Source organism: Staphylococcus sp. GDB9P120P (assembly GCF_017893435.1).
In the GTDB taxonomy this organism is placed as follows: domain Bacteria; phylum Bacillota; class Bacilli; order Staphylococcales; family Staphylococcaceae; genus Staphylococcus; species Staphylococcus cohnii.
In genome coordinates this window covers 67,820-83,879 of the sequence record NZ_JAESNB010000002.1, presented here as the reverse complement: position 1 = coordinate 83,879, position 16,060 = coordinate 67,820, and the positions used below count along the sequence as shown (strand labels likewise).

13 protein-coding genes are annotated in these 16,060 nt (G+C 33.8%); 11 read left to right on the top strand and 2 right to left on the bottom strand.

What is annotated here, in order from left to right; genetic code table 11:
* Positions 1-182 precede the first annotated feature (182 nt).
* On the bottom strand, positions 183-1,100 hold the full coding sequence (locus KA856_RS00435; RefSeq protein WP_107386054.1) for a DMT family transporter: 918 nt from the start codon (positions 1,098-1,100) through the stop codon (positions 183-185).
* Between the two features lie 105 nt (positions 1,101-1,205).
* Between KA856_RS00435 and KA856_RS00430 the strand changes: the two genes are divergently transcribed.
* The 3 genes from KA856_RS00430 (at position 1,206) to KA856_RS00420 (ending at position 4,473) form a co-directional block, all read left to right on the top strand.
* The gene (locus tag KA856_RS00430; protein ID WP_107505073.1) at positions 1,206-2,090 is read left to right on the top strand and encodes an AraC family transcriptional regulator; all 885 of its coding nucleotides are present in this window, start codon (positions 1,206-1,208) and stop codon (positions 2,088-2,090) included.
* Positions 2,091-2,174: 84 nt separating this feature from the next.
* Positions 2,175-2,975 carry an HAD family hydrolase gene (locus KA856_RS00425; protein ID WP_107386052.1) on the top strand — a complete coding sequence of 267 codons (801 nt, stop codon included), beginning with the start codon at positions 2,175-2,177 and terminating at the stop codon, positions 2,973-2,975.
* A 121-nt stretch (positions 2,976-3,096) separates the two neighbouring features.
* Entirely contained in the window at positions 3,097-4,473 is a 1,377-nt protein-coding gene (locus tag KA856_RS00420) for an MFS transporter (RefSeq protein WP_394862910.1), read from the top strand.
* A gap of 265 nt (positions 4,474-4,738) precedes the next feature.
* On the opposite strand, the gene KA856_RS00415 is transcribed toward KA856_RS00420, so the two are convergent.
* Positions 4,739-5,644: a PhzF family phenazine biosynthesis isomerase gene (locus tag KA856_RS00415; protein WP_210123073.1), complete on the bottom strand. Its 906-nt coding sequence runs from the start codon at positions 5,642-5,644 to the stop codon at positions 4,739-4,741.
* Between the two features lie 518 nt (positions 5,645-6,162).
* Here KA856_RS00415 and KA856_RS00410 point away from each other — a divergent pair.
* The 8 genes from KA856_RS00410 to KA856_RS00375 all read left to right on the top strand — a co-directional run bounded on the left by KA856_RS00410 (position 6,163) and on the right by KA856_RS00375 (position 15,944).
* The gene (locus KA856_RS00410; protein ID WP_107386049.1) at positions 6,163-6,921 is read left to right on the top strand and encodes an SDR family oxidoreductase; all 759 of its coding nucleotides are present in this window, start codon (positions 6,163-6,165) and stop codon (positions 6,919-6,921) included.
* Between the two features lie 33 nt (positions 6,922-6,954).
* Positions 6,955-7,275, top strand: a complete 321-nt coding sequence (locus tag KA856_RS00405; RefSeq protein WP_107384172.1) for a hypothetical protein — start codon at positions 6,955-6,957, stop codon at positions 7,273-7,275.
* A gap of 46 nt (positions 7,276-7,321) precedes the next feature.
* A complete protein-coding gene (locus tag KA856_RS00400; RefSeq protein WP_107386048.1) occupies positions 7,322-7,669 on the top strand; it encodes a MerR family transcriptional regulator in 348 nt (115 codons plus the stop codon).
* Positions 7,670-8,024: 355 nt separating this feature from the next.
* On the top strand, positions 8,025-9,599 hold the full coding sequence (gene fadX / locus KA856_RS00395; protein WP_107384170.1) for a fatty acid degradation protein FadX: 1,575 nt from the start codon (positions 8,025-8,027) through the stop codon (positions 9,597-9,599).
* 18 nt (positions 9,600-9,617) lie between these two features.
* Positions 9,618-11,144 (top strand): long-chain-fatty-acid--CoA ligase FadD, encoded by a 1,527-nt coding sequence (fadD, locus tag KA856_RS00390; RefSeq protein WP_107384169.1) that lies wholly within the window; start codon positions 9,618-9,620, stop codon positions 11,142-11,144.
* A gap of 72 nt (positions 11,145-11,216) precedes the next feature.
* Positions 11,217-12,425, top strand: coding sequence for an acyl-CoA dehydrogenase FadE (fadE, locus tag KA856_RS00385; protein ID WP_107384168.1), 1,209 nt, complete (start codon positions 11,217-11,219; stop codon positions 12,423-12,425).
* Positions 12,426-12,469: 44 nt separating this feature from the next.
* Complete coding sequence (gene fadB, locus KA856_RS00380) at positions 12,470-14,725, top strand: 3-hydroxyacyl-CoA dehydrogenase/crotonase FadB (protein WP_119535724.1); 2,256 nt, start codon at positions 12,470-12,472, stop codon at positions 14,723-14,725.
* Between the two features lie 34 nt (positions 14,726-14,759).
* Positions 14,760-15,944, top strand: a complete 1,185-nt coding sequence (locus KA856_RS00375) for a thiolase family protein (RefSeq protein ID WP_107384166.1) — start codon at positions 14,760-14,762, stop codon at positions 15,942-15,944.
* The last annotated feature ends 116 nt before the right edge of the window (positions 15,945-16,060 follow it).

The window sequence follows — 16,060 nt, the reverse complement described above, 5'->3', positions numbered from 1 at the left end:
TTAAAGATAATAAAACGCTCTTTAAAATTTTCACTTTTTAGTGTCTATTTTAGAGAGCGTTTTTTTAATGTGTGTAAAGTATTATAGATATTATTAATTGGTAGTAGGATAAAAAGTATAATGCTGGCTATCACAGCATCTTATAAGTTTATATATCATGTTTTGAGTTTAAGTTGAATTGTTTATTCTATGTTATGTTGTTTTTTTAAGGATAAAGCTAAAATGAGTACGATAATCAGTAGAATACCAATAAGTTGAAAACTACGAAATGTAACATTAAGCCAAAGCGCGCTTGCTAATATGGCCATAACAGGTTCGATTGTGCCGAAAAGTGTGGTTTCTTTTGCTGATAAGTAATTTAAACTTTCAATAAAGAAAAAGAATGCTATAGCAGTTCCGGCAATAATACCAAAAGTTAAATAAAGTGCAGTCGATCCTGTTAAATTGGACCAATCAAACTGCCATATAGGTGCTTTGAAATTCATGACAATGCCTGAAATTAACATTGCCCAACCGACAACTAAAATAGACGGAAACCGAGTTAATAATTGTGTTGCGTAAAGTGTATAGAATGCAAGTGCTAAACCAGATATAATCCCCCAAATTACACTCGGTGTAGATACCACAAGTTTACTAAAAGATCCGTTGGTTAGTAGCAAAAAGGTACCTGATAATGTAAGGACAATCCCGATCAAATCAAAAAGTTTAAAGCGCTCTTTACGTCTGATAACATACCAAATAATGATATATACTGGCGCTATATATTGGAGTAAAGTAGCGATTGCCGCATTACCGAAATTGATAGACGCCATATAAGCGTATTGAACGAGCAACATACCAAAAATTGAAAAAATAAAAAGTTGGAATAGGCTATGTTTATTTTTAAATATATCGAATAATGAAGATTTTCTATTAATTATTTTGTAAATCATTAATAAGAAGAAGCCACTGATTAATAACCTCGCAGTTACATACCAATTGATATCAATGTCCCTTTGTTGAAAAAGAAAATCTGATACTGTGCCACCGAGTCCCCAAAAAGATGCTCCTACAATAGCTAATAAAATACCTACGATTCGAAATTTTGTTTCATTTACCATATACTCACCTGTTAAATATTAATATATTCATACTATAGCGTGAAAATAAGCGATATAATATATAAAAATAAGCTTAAAATAGCAAAATATTGAGGTGTCTAATTTATGTATCAAGAAATTATCGTAGAAAATACAAGAGAAGAGTTAATACAATTTCCTGATAAACAATGGAAACATATTATTTTACATACGTATTTAAATCGCACGATATTTGGCTACATTCCTATACATTGGCACCACGCATTGCAATTCATGTATGTGATTAATGGAGCACTCAATGTTTCAATTGGTGACGACACATTTAATGTTAAAAAAGGTGACGGGCTTTTTATCAATTCAAATGTTGTGCATGAGTTAACAAGTGAAGTGTCGCATACAGAGTATTTTTGTTGGAATATTGAGATACCAGAAACTACCAATTATGTAGAATTTAATTATGTGTCAGAAATTATGAATAAAGCACATCATGTGCCGTATATATACTTATCTCAAGATGACAAACAGCAACAAGAACTTATAGAGATTATTAACTCAGCTGGGCAAATATATGAAAATCAAAATTTATATTTTGAACTAGAGATTACTGCTAAATATTATAAAGCAATAAAATGGTTATTGTTACATTCAGCAGTAGTAAATGAACAAAAACGATACTATTTTGACTACCGTATTAAAAGACTGATGACGTTTTTACAAAGTCATTTTCACAAGAAAATTTCATTACAAATGTTAAGTGAAGAGATTCATATGAGTAAATCTGAAACGGTTAGATGCTTCAAATACTATGTAAACCAAACCCCTATGCAATACTTAGTGAATTTACGATTAGAGCACAGCGTAAGAATGTTGCGTAGTAAATATCCCTACACAATTACAGATATTGCAATGGCATGTGGTTTTTCAACAACGAGTTATTTTATAAAAGTTTTTAAAGAAAAATACAAGTTAACACCAAAACAGTTTCAGAAAAAGCAAATTGCCACTAAGTAATGATTCAATGTTTATTAGAAAAATTGTTAATTATAATGATAAGTAGATAAAATGAGTTTAATGCTAAATAAAGGGGGATTTTTTATGAATATTAAACTGATTGTCGTAGATATGGATGGCACATTTTTAAATGATGACAGCCAATTTAATAGTGAGACTTTTCAACTGTTAAAGGAAAATTGTGCAGATCAAGATATCCGCTTTGTTTTTTGTACTGGTAAACAATGTGAACGTGTGGAAAATATCGTAGGAGACCTCGCAACAAATACATTTATTGTAGGTGATAGTGCAACACGAATTAAATATAATGGAGATTTTATTTACAATGCAGAGATAGAAAATGAAAAAGCAAAAGAAATTATTGATACGATAAGGGAAATTGATGATACACAAACTATTCTGGCTTGTTCAAAAACTGGCGCTTATGTGTTAGACAATATTTCGGAGTCAGAGAAAAGGCACGTGCATGGTTCTTATCAACATGTGAACTATATTAAAGATTATAACGATATTGAAGAAGATTTATTAAAAATTACAGTTCATGATGCAAGTGGTCATTGTAAAGAGACTGCCGACCGTCTAAAACATTTTGAAAAAGACGTTTATATCGTAGCTTCAGATGAGGCATGGATTGATATTGCAGACTTGGGCGTGAATAAAGGAACCACAATTAATCGAATTCAGAATTTACTTCAAATTACGCCTGCAGAAACTATTGCATTTGGTGACGGATATAATGATTTAGATTTATTTAAAGCTGCCAAATATAAAGTCGCAATGGATAATGCCTATCCCGAATTAAAAAAAGAGGCTAATTTAATTGCAATTAATAATAATGAAGATGGTGTTGTACAAACTTTAAATTTACTTTTAGGATTCAAATAAAAGTAAATTTTTAATTGAATTAGAAAAATAGTAAAAAATCATAAAATAAATTGTACTTTGTATGATAATATCTATCTAGTGCGTATTTTTATATGCAATATTTAGATGAGGAGGCTCATGCATCGTGAGTACAAAGCAACAATCAAACAACAAATTGATTTTAGCTATTGTGTTAAGTGTGTTAACGTATTGGCTTTTTGCCCAATCGTTTATTAATATATCTACACAGGTTCAAAATACCTACCAAACAACACCAGGTGTTGTTAACTTATCTGTCAGTTTAGCATCATTTGCTACTGGTATTTTTATGGTAGGTGCAGGTGATGTTTCTGATAAAATAGGAAAACTAAAAATGACTTATATTGGTATCATTTTTAGTATTTTAGGCTCATTACTCATTATTGTATCTAGTGTGACAGCGTTCTTATTGGTAGGACGTATGCTGCAAGGACTTTCTGCGGCTATTTTACTTCCTTCTACTGTAGGCGTGATAAATGAGCAATTTAAAGGTAAGGAAATGCGTAGAGCATTTAGCTACTTGATGATTGGTAGTGTTGGTGGTATCGGTTTAGCATCGATGGTTGGTGGATTGATAGCTACATATGTCAATTGGCAATCTAACTTTATCATCTCTATTATTATTTCAATTATCGCATTTTGGTTATTGTGGGGAACAGAAGAAGTAGAAAAAGAAAAAATTGACACAAGACCATTTGATTATATTGGGATGTTTTTATTTGCAGTTTTAATAGGAAGTATTACTTTATTTGCTACACAAGGATTTGAACAAGGATGGTTCAGCACCTTTTCAATTATGTGTCTTGTAATTTTTGTACTTTCTACAGTTGTCTTTATATTCTTTGAAAGACAAAAACATGCACCATTCATTGATTTTTCACTATTTCGAAACCGTGGATTTGTGGGTTCTTCAATGATCAATGTTGTACTCAATTCTGGCGTAGGTACAACAACAGTATTTAATATGTATGCGCAGACAGAGTTAGGGTTAAATGCCTTTCAAGCAGGTCTTGTGACTGTACCTTATGTCATTATGGCAGTTGTGATGATCCGTTTAGGAGAAAAATTATCCTTACGCTTTGGTGGTAAGCCACTGTTATTAGTAGGACCATTATTTCCAGCAATAGGAATTATGTTTATTAGTTTAACTGTATTACCAACAGATTGGTACGTAGGCATTGTCGTGTTTGGCTTTGTCATTTGTGCTATAGGAAATGGTTTATGTGCTACACCAGGAATTACAGTTGCAATTTTAACCATACCTGATGAAAAAGTTGGTTTAGCTTCAGGTATCTACAAAATGTGTGCAACACTAGGTGGCGCGCTAGGAATTGCGCTTAACACAACTATTTTTGCAGCAGTACAAGTCAACCATAGTGCTAGTGTAGCTGCGACTACTTCATTTTTAACAGGTTTATCAATTATGATTGTTGGTGTGATTCTGACTCAAATCATTATACCTAAAAATATAAAAGCTTAAGCATTTATTTATAAATGATACTGCGCTATAAATTTCATATTTAAAAAAAAGGACTAATCCATTATCTTATGGATTGGTCCTTTTATATTGCAGTTATAATGAATTTGAATATATATGTTTGGTAAGCGCATGATTTAAACTTTTAAATTACTTAAACAATCAGTTACGGCTATTGATGCTTATCCTATATTATTTATAATGTGGAATCTATAGTTATCACTAATTCTATAACTTATATGATTTATATTTATTATGTTGATTTCAATCACGCATCAGTTAAATGAACAATAAATGTTTTAACGCTAACGGCTGTTCCAGTTATTTTTATATCCCATTCATTATCATTAAAAGTAACGCTAACCTTCACCTTACCGTTTTTACCAATTTCTTGGCCTTGTTCAACGATAAGATTGAGTGGATTGTCTGAAATGTTATATATGTATTTAACAAAGTAAGCCCCCATAACTCCAGAAGCTGTTCCAGTAACTGGATCCTCTATTGTTCCAGAGAAAGGTGAAGAGAAATGACGCGCATGCATATTAGAATCTGGATGATATGTTTCAAAACAAAATGGATGAATAGACACTTTAGGCTTTTCGTTTAATATAGAAGGGAATAGGGCATTGTTGGGTTTCATTTTCTGACAAACAGCTAGACTTTTCACTGGAACAAGTAGTGTCCAAACACCTGTACTTCCATATAAAACTGGTAAATTTTCGTCGATATCTTCTTCCTCGATATCTAGCGCATAAGCTAATGCTTTCTTAGAACCATGGAATGTTTCAAATTGTGGTGTGGCATGTTGCATAGTGATATATATTTGGTCATTATGAGATACATTCATTCTAATAGTTAAAATGCCTGCCTTAGTTTCAATTGTAAGTTCGTTTTTATTTTTTAGTAATTGTTTTTCTTTTAAAGCATAGATCGTGGCAATTGTTGCATGACCACAAAGGTTCATTTCATGACCTGGCGTGAAAAAACGTATTCTAAGGTCTGCCTTATCAGATTTAACAGGAAACGCAGTTTCATTAAACCCAACTCTCGATGCAATTTCTTGCATTTCCCAATCTGTTAAATTTTCTGTGTCTAATACAACGCCAGCAGGGTTCCCTTTATTGGCTTCTGTACTGAATGAATCGTAATGATAAACCTGCACGGATTTGACCATCTTATTCCTCCTGATTTTTAATTCTCTATAAATTGTAGAACAATTTACATGAGTTTGCTTAGCAATGTTTTACTGGTTATAATTGTAAAAAGTAAAATATTTTATCAGATTATTTTTACTTTTTAAAAATAACAAAAGAACTTGGAAAATTAATTTATTCCTATTTTGCACATTTATACAACTCTTTTACCTTTTGAATAATTGTATTTCTATTTTTCTCTAATCACAATTTCGTGGTTTTCGATTTTAATTTACTTAATCATCTGTGAATCTTATTTACTAAAATCAGTAAGTTGAGTTGTCGAATTAACAAAAATATACCGATTTATATAAGAATATGCCAACAGTATGTAAAAACCATTGTATAAATAACATAAATATTTATAATTGGATAGTTACAGCACATCCTAATGATACAAAGATACCACAAAAAATAATTAGTATTTTTCAATAATCTCTTGCTTGATATCGCACTCTAAGGTTTATGGTTGGAATATATTCAAAGGAGGTTATATAATATGGGTAAATTTAATAGTCTACAGGACAAAGTTGTAGTTATTGCTGGTGGTGCTAAGAACCTTGGTGGTTTATTAAGTACTACTTACGCTAAAGAAGGAGCCAAATTAGTAATCCATCACCATGATGAAAAATCTTTAGATGATGCAAAAGCGACACTTACAAAAGTTGAAAACTTAGGCGGAGAAGGTACATTATTTTCTGGTGATTTGACAAACGTTAATAATGTCCAAGCTTTATTTCAACATGCTGAAGAGACATTTGGAAAAGTTGATATTGCAATAAATACTGTTGGTAAAGTGCTTAAAAAACCTATTTCAGAAACGACTGAAGAAGAATTTGATAGTATGGCAGACATCAACGCGAAATCAGCTTATTTCTTTATTAAATATGCTGAAAAATCTATGAATGATAATGGTAAAATCATCACTTTAGCCACTGCATTGCTTGCTGCATACACAGGCTTTTATTCAACTTATGCTGGAGGCAAATCGCCTGTTGAGCATTATACACGTGCAGCATCATCAGAGTTTATGGATAGAGGCATTTCAGTAAACGCGGTCGCTCCTGGACCAATGGATACGCCATTCTTCTATCCACAAGAAAGCGAAGATGCTGTAGCATTCCATAAATCTCAAGCGCTTCATAACCAACTTACAAAAATAGAAGACATCGCGCCAATTATTATTTTCTTAACTTTAGATGGATGGTGGATCAACGGACAAACATTATTTGCTAACGGCGGTTATACGACACGCTAGTTTACTTATTAATCATGAGGAGGTCATTTTGATATGAATTACTTTTTAGCAATATTTAAAGGGAAAGAAACAGATATCAAAATTATTACAGAAACAAAGGTAATAGATGAAAAAAGTGTATCTGTGCCAAGTCATAATTACGTTAAATCATTAGCTGAAGAGATTATTGAGCTATCGCATCAAAATAATTTATTCCATAATGATATTAAAGGCATTGGTTTAAATATAGATGATCCTGAACACATTGGTTATAACAGTGTGGAGTCATTAAAGAACGATATGACATCGACATTTGGATTTGAAGCTATCATTGATAATGACTATGAAGATTTACTGGTTCAACTTATGAAATAGACAAAAAGGTGACTTTATAAAGTCACCTTTTTTTAGGAGGTAAATTATGCAAGTAAAACAAGTTGCCGATAACTTAGGCATCAGTGAACATACCATTCGATATTATGATAAAGCAGGACTTTTTCCATTTGTTCAGAGAAATAAGAATGGTTATAGAGATTTTTCAGAAGAAGACTTATATTGGATTGAATTTATAAAATGTATGCGTCAGACACATATGCCCATATCAACGTTAAAAGAAATTGCGGAGTTATATCATCAAGGAAGTGACACAAAAACGAAGCGAAAAAATATATTTTTGGAACATCAAAAAAATTTAATTGAACAAAAAAAGATTATAGATCAAGGACTTCAAACTCTAGAAAAAAAATTTAAATTGTTGGAGAATGAATAGATAAAAGTACAGTACAAGAGAGAAAATCTATACGATAAAAAAGAATCTGGGACGAATCAATGTTGTCCCAGATTCTTTTTTATCATCTTAAGACATATTTACTTTTTTGATAAACTATTTGATTTATATACCCCTCGTTCAACTATTTTCATATTTTTCTTAACCCACTTCTAAAACTGTCACAGCAGATGTTGTGCGTATTTTCACAATTCACTATAAACGTAAAATTTAAAATTTTTGCATAAATTTCAAAAATAATGGTATATTACATGTAAGGGCTTACATACATAAAGAAAGGAGATATTTATAACTCAAAACTTTAATAGTTGGATTAAACATAGATAGGAGAAACTGTATGAAAATTATTCCATTTTCAGATTTGAAAGACATCGTAAATGAAGGTGATGTTATAGCTCTGGCAGCCTTATCTACAGCAAATTTACCAGCTGAGATACTTAAAACGTTAGTCGAACAATATGATGAAGATCAATCACTTAATAATTTAACGTTCATGCTTGCAAATGATATTAGTGATTATAGAGGAGACAGTTATGATTTAGATTCATTTGTTTCAAGGGGTATGGTCAAACGATTAATCACGAGTATTATTACTGGTTCACCAGTAACGATTCAAGCAATGCAAAACAATGAAATAGAGGCTTACTTCCTGCCTCAAGGTGTAATAACCACACATTATCGTGGAAGTACGGAAGCTTTTCCAGGTCCGATTACTAAAATTGGATTAAATACAAACGTGGATCCACGTTATTCAGGTGGCAAAGTCAATTCATGTACGACTGATGATTTAGTTTCTTTAATAAATATAAATGATGACACTTATTTGAACTACCGTTTTCCAGATATTGATATAGCTTTACTAAGAGGTACATATGCTGATGAAGAGGGCAATATTTACATGCAGCATGAGACACATTTAGGAGAAGGTTTTAGTTTAGCAGCAGCTACGCATAAAAATAAGGGTAAAGTCATTGTTCAAGTTAAAGAAGTGATTCAAAGTGGTCGTTTCAATCCAAATGAAGTGTTTATACCTGGTAAATTAGTAGATTATATTGTGGTGAACCGTGATCCAAAATATCATAGACAAGTGATTCAAACGTATTATGATCCGGCACTTTCAGGACATTATCAAATTACAGAGATGCGAGAACCATATATAGCATTGAACACTCGAAAAGTAATTTTGAGACGTGCTGCTCAATTTTTACTTCAAGGTGATGTCATCAGTATTGGTTTTGGCATAAATAATGAGTTATCCAATCTTTTAACTGAAGAAGGCGTTAATAATTTAGTACAGCCCAATATAGATACAGGCGTGTTTGGTGGTTTGATTAGCAGCGGAAAATATTTTGGTATGAACTATAACTTAAGTGCACGTATGAGACACGATATGACTTGGGATTTCATTTATAACGGAGGTGTTGATATAGCATTTCTAAGTTTTGCTCAAGTAGATTCCAAAGGTAATGTAAATGTCTCAAAATTTGGCAATAAAATGAATGGCTGTGGTGGATTTATCGACATAAGTCAAACGGTAAAAACAATTGTCTTTTCCGGTTCGTTAGTTGTCGGGGGTCAACTAAGTTATGAACAGCGCAAGGTAAATGTAGAACAAGAAGGTCATATACCAAAATTTATCAATGAAATTGATAATATCGATTTCAATGTTGAAAATGCGTTTTTGCTTGATCAAGAGGTGTACTTTGTCACCGAAAGGGCTGTATTTGAACTTACACAACAAGGATTAAAACTCATTGAAATAGCTCCAGGTCTTGATTTAGAGCGGGATGTTCTAGCAAATATGGAATTCAAGCCGCTCATTGCAACACATTTGAATGAAATGAATAGCGATATCTATCAAGATAAGTGGGGAGGATTGTCTGATGCAATAAAGTCGGATTATCGTATTTAAACTAAGGGGGAGAAAAATATGAACTACGACTGGATTAAAACGAGAGCGACATTTGACGATGAAAAAGCCGCAGTGATTGACCCATTCAAAGGCACAGAATGGACCTATCAAGATTTGAATATTCGTGCAGAAAATTTAGCTAATTATTTACAAGATCAAGGTGTAAAACGTGGTGATGTCGTCGGTATATTCACTCCTAATGATGTAGCATTATTAGATTTGATGTTCGCTTCATTTAAATTGGGTGCTGTATACTTGCCAATTAACTGGCGTTTGAAAACACAGGAAATAAAAAGTGTGATTGAAGATTCCAATGTCAAACTCATTTTTTATGCTGAGAAGCATGTTTCAAGTTTAGAAGGTATTGCAGATGATTTGCTACACATGGATATTGACTCAAAAGCATACGATGAAATAGTAGATCCTTCGCAACACCGCCCATTCAATACTGTTAGTGTGGAAGGAAGCGATTTAGCGTCATTAATGTATACAAGTGGTACGACAGGGCTACCTAAAGGCGTTATGTTTTCATACGATTCTTTTGTAAATAACCCAATTAATATAGCACTGACTTATAAAATTAACTCGACATATACAACAATTGTTTCCACACCAATGTTTCATGTCTTAGGATTTAACGATTTGACACTGCCTTTATTAATGGCTGGCGGCACACTGATATTACAGCGTTACTTTAATGGCGAAGCGTTAAATGATTTAATGGCTCAGTACCAACCTAATTATTTAATTCAGATTCCAACGATGTATTATGCCATGTTAGTAGCTGAAAATTTCGATCTAAAAAACTTTGAAAGTATCGATTTCTTAATTCAAGGTGGTTCATCACCTTTACCAATGGTACAAAAGAAATTTAATAGCTTAGGCTATTCAATTATTAACGGTTATGGTTTAACTGAAGCACCGCTTGTCATGGTGAATACACCTGAGAATGGTGCACAGAAACCAGGCAGTATTGGTAAGCCGGTCATGTTTATGGATATATGTATATTTGATGATAATTTTGAAGAAGTAGAAGTTGGTGAAATTGGCGAACTTGGCGTTCGCGGTAATAATATAACACCTGGTTATTGGAACAAACCGGAAGAAACTGCAAAAACATTTCATGGCGAATATTTCTTAACAGGTGATTTAGCAAAAGTAGACGAAGATGGTGATGTCTATATTGTTGATCGTCGTAAAGAAATGATTATTACTGGTGGTGAAAATGTCTTACCTTCCGAAGTAGAAACGGTATTAGCAGAACACCCACTCGTAGCTCAAGGTGTTGTCGTTGGATATGACAGTCCTAAATATGGTGAATCAGTTGCTGCAGCAGTTGTACTTACCGAAGATGACCCGGATTTTGAAGCAAAATTAGATGCGCATATGCGTGAAAATATAGCTGGTTATAAAATACCGAGATTATATCTGAAATTGACACACATGCCATTGAATTCAACGTCAAAAGCAGACAAATTAGAACTTCAGAAATACATGAATGAGAAAGCCCAACAAGAAGCAAAAGATGTTGACGATTTGAATTAAAATAAAATGCTGAAAAGCACAAAATTTTTTTACTATAAATGTAAGCGCTATCAAAAAATGGAGGTTTTTATTATGCCAACAAAAGAAGAAACATTAAAAGCATTGTACCCAGAAGATATTTTAAGTATTGGAAAAGATTTAACAGAAGGTGAAGTTAAATTATTAAAACAATTGAATGACATGTTAGAAGAAAAGTATCGTGATTCTGTCAATGAACATTGGTTAAATGCCACTGAGCCAGAAGATTATTTTAACGAGTTAGGTAAACTTAACTATTTTAATAATCCATTGCTTTTTGAAGGACGTGAAGGCGCTCGTACACCGAGTCAAATGTTCCAATTTTTCATGTCATATACGATTGCAAGATTTGATGTATCTTTAGCAACGTTGCTAGGTGTGCATCAAGGATTAGGGCATAATTCATTCTGGTTTGGCGGTAGTAAAGAGCAACAGGCATATTACCTACCAAAGTTACAATCGCATGAATTACGTACTTGCTTTGCACTAACGGAACCAGAACATGGCTCTGATGTCGCAGGTGGATTAGAAACAACTGCAAAACGTCAAGGCGATGAATGGATTATTAATGGTGAAAAGAAATGGATTGGTGGAGCAAATGTATCAGATGTTATGCCAGTTTATGCCGTAGATGTTGAAACAGGAAAACCTAAAGGCTTCATTATTGAACCAAGCCAAGAAGGTGTAGAAATTGAACTGTTAGAACATAAAATTGCACTAAGAATCGTACCTAATGCAAAAATTCGTTTGAAGAATGTCGTTGTCAAAGAGGAACAACGCTTACAAAATATCAATAGTTTTAAAGATATAGCGAAAGTTTTATATTCAACACGTGCAGGTGTTGCATATATGGCAACAGGTGCAATGGCCGGTGCATTGAAAGCAACGACAGATTACGTAACAAAACGTAAACAATTTGGTAAAGAAATTAGTAAATTCCAACTCATTCAAGAAAAATTGGCAATGATGCAAGGAAACTTAGCACAAGCCATGGCTACATGCGCACAGCTCGCACGTATGCAGGCTAACGGTGAATACGATGAAGTAGCGACTTCAACAGCTAAAATGATGAATTCATTAAGATTAAGAGAGACTGTAGCTATGGGTCGTGGTGTTCATGGTGGTAACGGTATCTTAGCTGGAGAGTATGATATTGCTCGTTTCTTTGCGGATGCAGAAGCGATATACACATATGAAGGTACGCACGAAGTCAACGCACTGGTTATCGGCAGAGCAATTACAGGAGATTCCGCATTTATATAAAAATTTATGCTTAAATGGTTAATGAAAAAATTGGAGGGTTTAGTATGACGATAAGAAAAGCAACAGTGCTAGGTGCAGGAACAATGGGTAGTCAAATTGCTGCACTACTTGTAAATGCAGGCTTAAAAGTTAAATTATTGGATATTGTCATTGATGAAAATGATCCAAACAAAATCTCGAAAAAGGCTTATGAAGTAATAACAAATCCTAAACGTCCACAACTGTTTGATTTATCATTTGCCTCAAACTTATCATATGGTAATTTCAATGAAGATTTACAAGATGATGATGCAGATATATATATTGAGGCAGTGAAAGAAGAAGTGGACATAAAGCATCAAATTTGGGATCAAGTTAAAAAAGTAGCAAATGACGATGCAGTGTTTGCAACAAATACTTCAGGTATTCCAATTGAAGCAATTGCAGAGGTATTTGACGATAGTGATAAAGAAAGATTTTTCGGTATGCACTTCTTCAATCCACCAAGAATAATGAAATTAGTGGAAGTTATCCCAAATAAACAAACGCATTCAGAGGTTGTCGAACGGGTACAAGCTTTTGCAGAAGATGTATTAGGTAAAGGTGTAATTGTAGCAAACGATGTACCTGGATTTGTTGCCAATAGAGTCGGCACACAAACAATGAATGATATTATGTATCGAGCAGAACAACAAGGTTTCTCTATTACTGAAGTTGACGCATTAACAGGTCGCAGTATTGGTCGACCTAAAATGGGAACATATGGGTTATCTGATTTAGTAGGATTAGATATTGCTATGGCTGTGATCAAAGGATTACAAAAAATTCCAGAAGAGCAACCATTCTTCAAGGATGTAGCACTTTCTGAAAAATTAGCAAAAAATGGTGCATTAGGTAATAAAACAAAACAAGGTTTTTATAAAAAAGTAAATAAACAGCGTTATGTATATGATGATAAGCAAAATGACTATGTTGAACCTAAACACCCACAATTAGAAATTTTAGGTCGCTTTAGTAAAGATCTTGCCTCAAATTTAGATGTTATCTTTAATGCGCAAGATGATGCGGGCGTATTCTTATGGGAAACATTGCGAAATAATTTCTACTATTCAGCAGTGAATGTACCAAAAGCTGCGGAAGATTTTAAAGATATTGATCGCGCATTAGTTTGGGGCTTTAACTGGAAATTAGGACCATTCCAATTATGGGATTTAATGGGATATGAACGTGTTAAATCTCGTATGAAAGAAGAATTAGGTCAATTACCAGATTGGATTGAGCAACGCAACGAAGCATTTTATGCTGAAGGTGAATCTATTGAACGCGTAACACCAGTAACAGCTTATATCGATTCAGAGTTGTGGGATAGATCGGATTCTAATTTATCTATAGCGAATAAAGATCAACTATTATTAAAATTACAAAGTAAAAATAATGTCATTTCAAATAGCTTTTTATCTGACTTATTAGAAGCTATTGATAAGCTTGAAAATGAAGACTTTACGAGCATGGTGATTTACGCAGGCGGTAACAACTTTAGTGTAGGTGCTAATTTATATCAAATGAAGAAAGCACATGAAGACGGAAAAGTAGTTTCTGAAGTAGGTGAAGCGGTCGAACAATTACATCATGTATTTGCGAGACTGAAACATGCATTGAAACCTGTTGTAACAGCTGTTCAAGGACGTGCATTAGGCGGTGGTTGCGAACTCGTACTACATTCACCAATTGTTGTAGCGTCAAGTGAGTCTTACATTGGTCTTGTAGAAACAGGTGTAGGTTTATTGCCAGCAGGTGGCGGACTCGCAGAACTCACGGATCGCATTATGCGTACAAATCATAAAAATGATGATAAACAAGCGTCTATTACTAAAATTTTAATGCAGATTGGTTTTGCTAAAGTGTCTACAAATGCTTATGAAGCTAAGAGATATGGCTATTTAAAAGAAACAGATACGGTTATTTTAAATACCGAAAGACGTATTGAAATTGCATTGAAACGTGCGCGCTATGAATCCGAAGCAAATTATGTACCACTTCCAAAATCTCAATACATCGCTTTAGGCCGAGACTTTAAAGCCTTAGCAGAAGGTCAATTAGATGCACAGCGTGTAGGTCACTTTATTAGTGATTACGATTATGAAATAACATTGAAGGTTGCAGAAGTACTGAGTGGTGGAGATGTTCCACGTAACACCTATGTAAATCAAAGATATTTACAAAAACTTGAAAAAGAAAGATTCTTAGAATTACTTCAAAATAAAAAAACATACGATAGAATTTCTCATATGTTAGAAAAAGGAAAACCACTACGCAACTAATAATCGAACATTATAGAAGAAAGGGTGAAACTAAATGCGAGATGCATATATAGTAGCTTATGGACGTTCAGCAGCTGGTAAGGCAAAAAATGGTGCAATGACTCATGAAAGACCTGATGAAGTTGCTGCAAAAGTATTGAAAGGTGTTTTAGAAAGAGTTGGAGGTTCGTTTGAACCTAATATGGTTGAAGATGTCATTGTTGGGAATTCATTTCCAGAAGGCTTGCAAGGGCAAAATATTGCTAGAACGATTGCTTTATTAGCAGGAATGCCTAATGAAGTACCAGGTCAAACAGTCAATCGTTATTGTTCTTCAGGCTTACAAACGATTGCACATGCAGCAAATCAAATTAAAGCGGACCAAGCGGACATTCTTGTTGCCGGAGGTATTGAACTAATGAGTGCAGTACCGATGGGAGGCAATGAACCGACCAATAACCCAATTCTGCAAGACGAAGATTCTGGTGTTTCTTATCCGATGGGTTTAACTGCTGAAATGGTTGCTGAAACTTATAAGGTTTCTAGAGAAGATCAAGATGCCTATGCAGTACAAAGTCATGCTCGTGCTGCTAAAGCACAAGCAGAAGGTAAATTTGAAGATGAAATTATTCCGATTGAAGTAAATAAAGTAGATTATAATGAAAATGGCCCAGTCGTATCGCAGGAAGTATTTAAAGATGATGAATTGATTAGACCAGATACGAATCAAGAAGCATTATCTAAATTACCCACTGTTTTTAAGGCAGATGGCACAGTGACTGCAGGCTCCTCGGCACCCTTGACTGACGGCTCAGGCTTTGTAGTCGTTATGTCAGGAGAAAAGGTGAAGGAATTAGGCGTAGAACCGATTGCAAGATTCGTAGGCTTTAAAGCAGTTGGGGTAGATCCTAAATTGATGGGTATTGGGCCTGCCTATGCAATTCCTGAAGTGTTAAAACAAGCAAACTTGAATGTAGATGATATTGATTTAGTAGAGTTGAATGAAGCTTTTGCATCTCAAACAATCGCTTCAATGAGAGAGACAGGTTTAGATACTCAAAAGACAAATGTTAATGGCGGTGCAATTGCCTTAGGTCATCCATTGGGTGCTACGGGTGCGATGTTAGTCGGCAGATTACTTTCAGAAATGAAAAAACGCCCAGATACACAATATGGTATGGTTACAATGTGTATCGGTGTTGGTATGGGTGCTGCAGGTATCTTTGAATATGTAAGGTAATAATTTAAAGATTAAGTAGTAATAAAACTCTGAAATATTAATATTTTGTTAGGAATGCGTCTAGGACAATTAATATGCTCCCTTCAAAGTGACATTTAAAAAATGAAACTTGGAGG

Excerpts from the sequence above, each read along its gene's own strand:
- KA856_RS00435 (WP_107386054.1), bottom strand. The coding sequence starts at position 1,100 with ATGGTAAATGAAACAAAATTTCGAATCGTAGGTATTTTATTAGCTATT.
- KA856_RS00430 (WP_107505073.1), top strand. The coding sequence starts at position 1,206 with ATGTATCAAGAAATTATCGTAGAAAATACAAGAGAAGAGTTAATACAA.
- KA856_RS00425 (WP_107386052.1), top strand. The coding sequence starts at position 2,175 with ATGAATATTAAACTGATTGTCGTAGATATGGATGGCACATTTTTAAAT.
- KA856_RS00415 (WP_210123073.1), bottom strand. The coding sequence starts at position 5,644 with ATGGTCAAATCCGTGCAGGTTTATCATTACGATTCATTCAGTACAGAA.
- KA856_RS00410 (WP_107386049.1), top strand. The coding sequence starts at position 6,163 with ATGGGTAAATTTAATAGTCTACAGGACAAAGTTGTAGTTATTGCTGGT.
- KA856_RS00405 (WP_107384172.1), top strand. The coding sequence starts at position 6,955 with ATGAATTACTTTTTAGCAATATTTAAAGGGAAAGAAACAGATATCAAA.
- KA856_RS00400 (WP_107386048.1), top strand. The coding sequence starts at position 7,322 with ATGCAAGTAAAACAAGTTGCCGATAACTTAGGCATCAGTGAACATACC.
- fadX (WP_107384170.1), top strand. The coding sequence starts at position 8,025 with ATGAAAATTATTCCATTTTCAGATTTGAAAGACATCGTAAATGAAGGT.
- fadD (WP_107384169.1), top strand. The coding sequence starts at position 9,618 with ATGAACTACGACTGGATTAAAACGAGAGCGACATTTGACGATGAAAAA.
- fadE (WP_107384168.1), top strand. The coding sequence starts at position 11,217 with ATGCCAACAAAAGAAGAAACATTAAAAGCATTGTACCCAGAAGATATT.
- fadB (WP_119535724.1), top strand. The coding sequence starts at position 12,470 with ATGACGATAAGAAAAGCAACAGTGCTAGGTGCAGGAACAATGGGTAGT.
- KA856_RS00375 (WP_107384166.1), top strand. The coding sequence starts at position 14,760 with ATGCGAGATGCATATATAGTAGCTTATGGACGTTCAGCAGCTGGTAAG.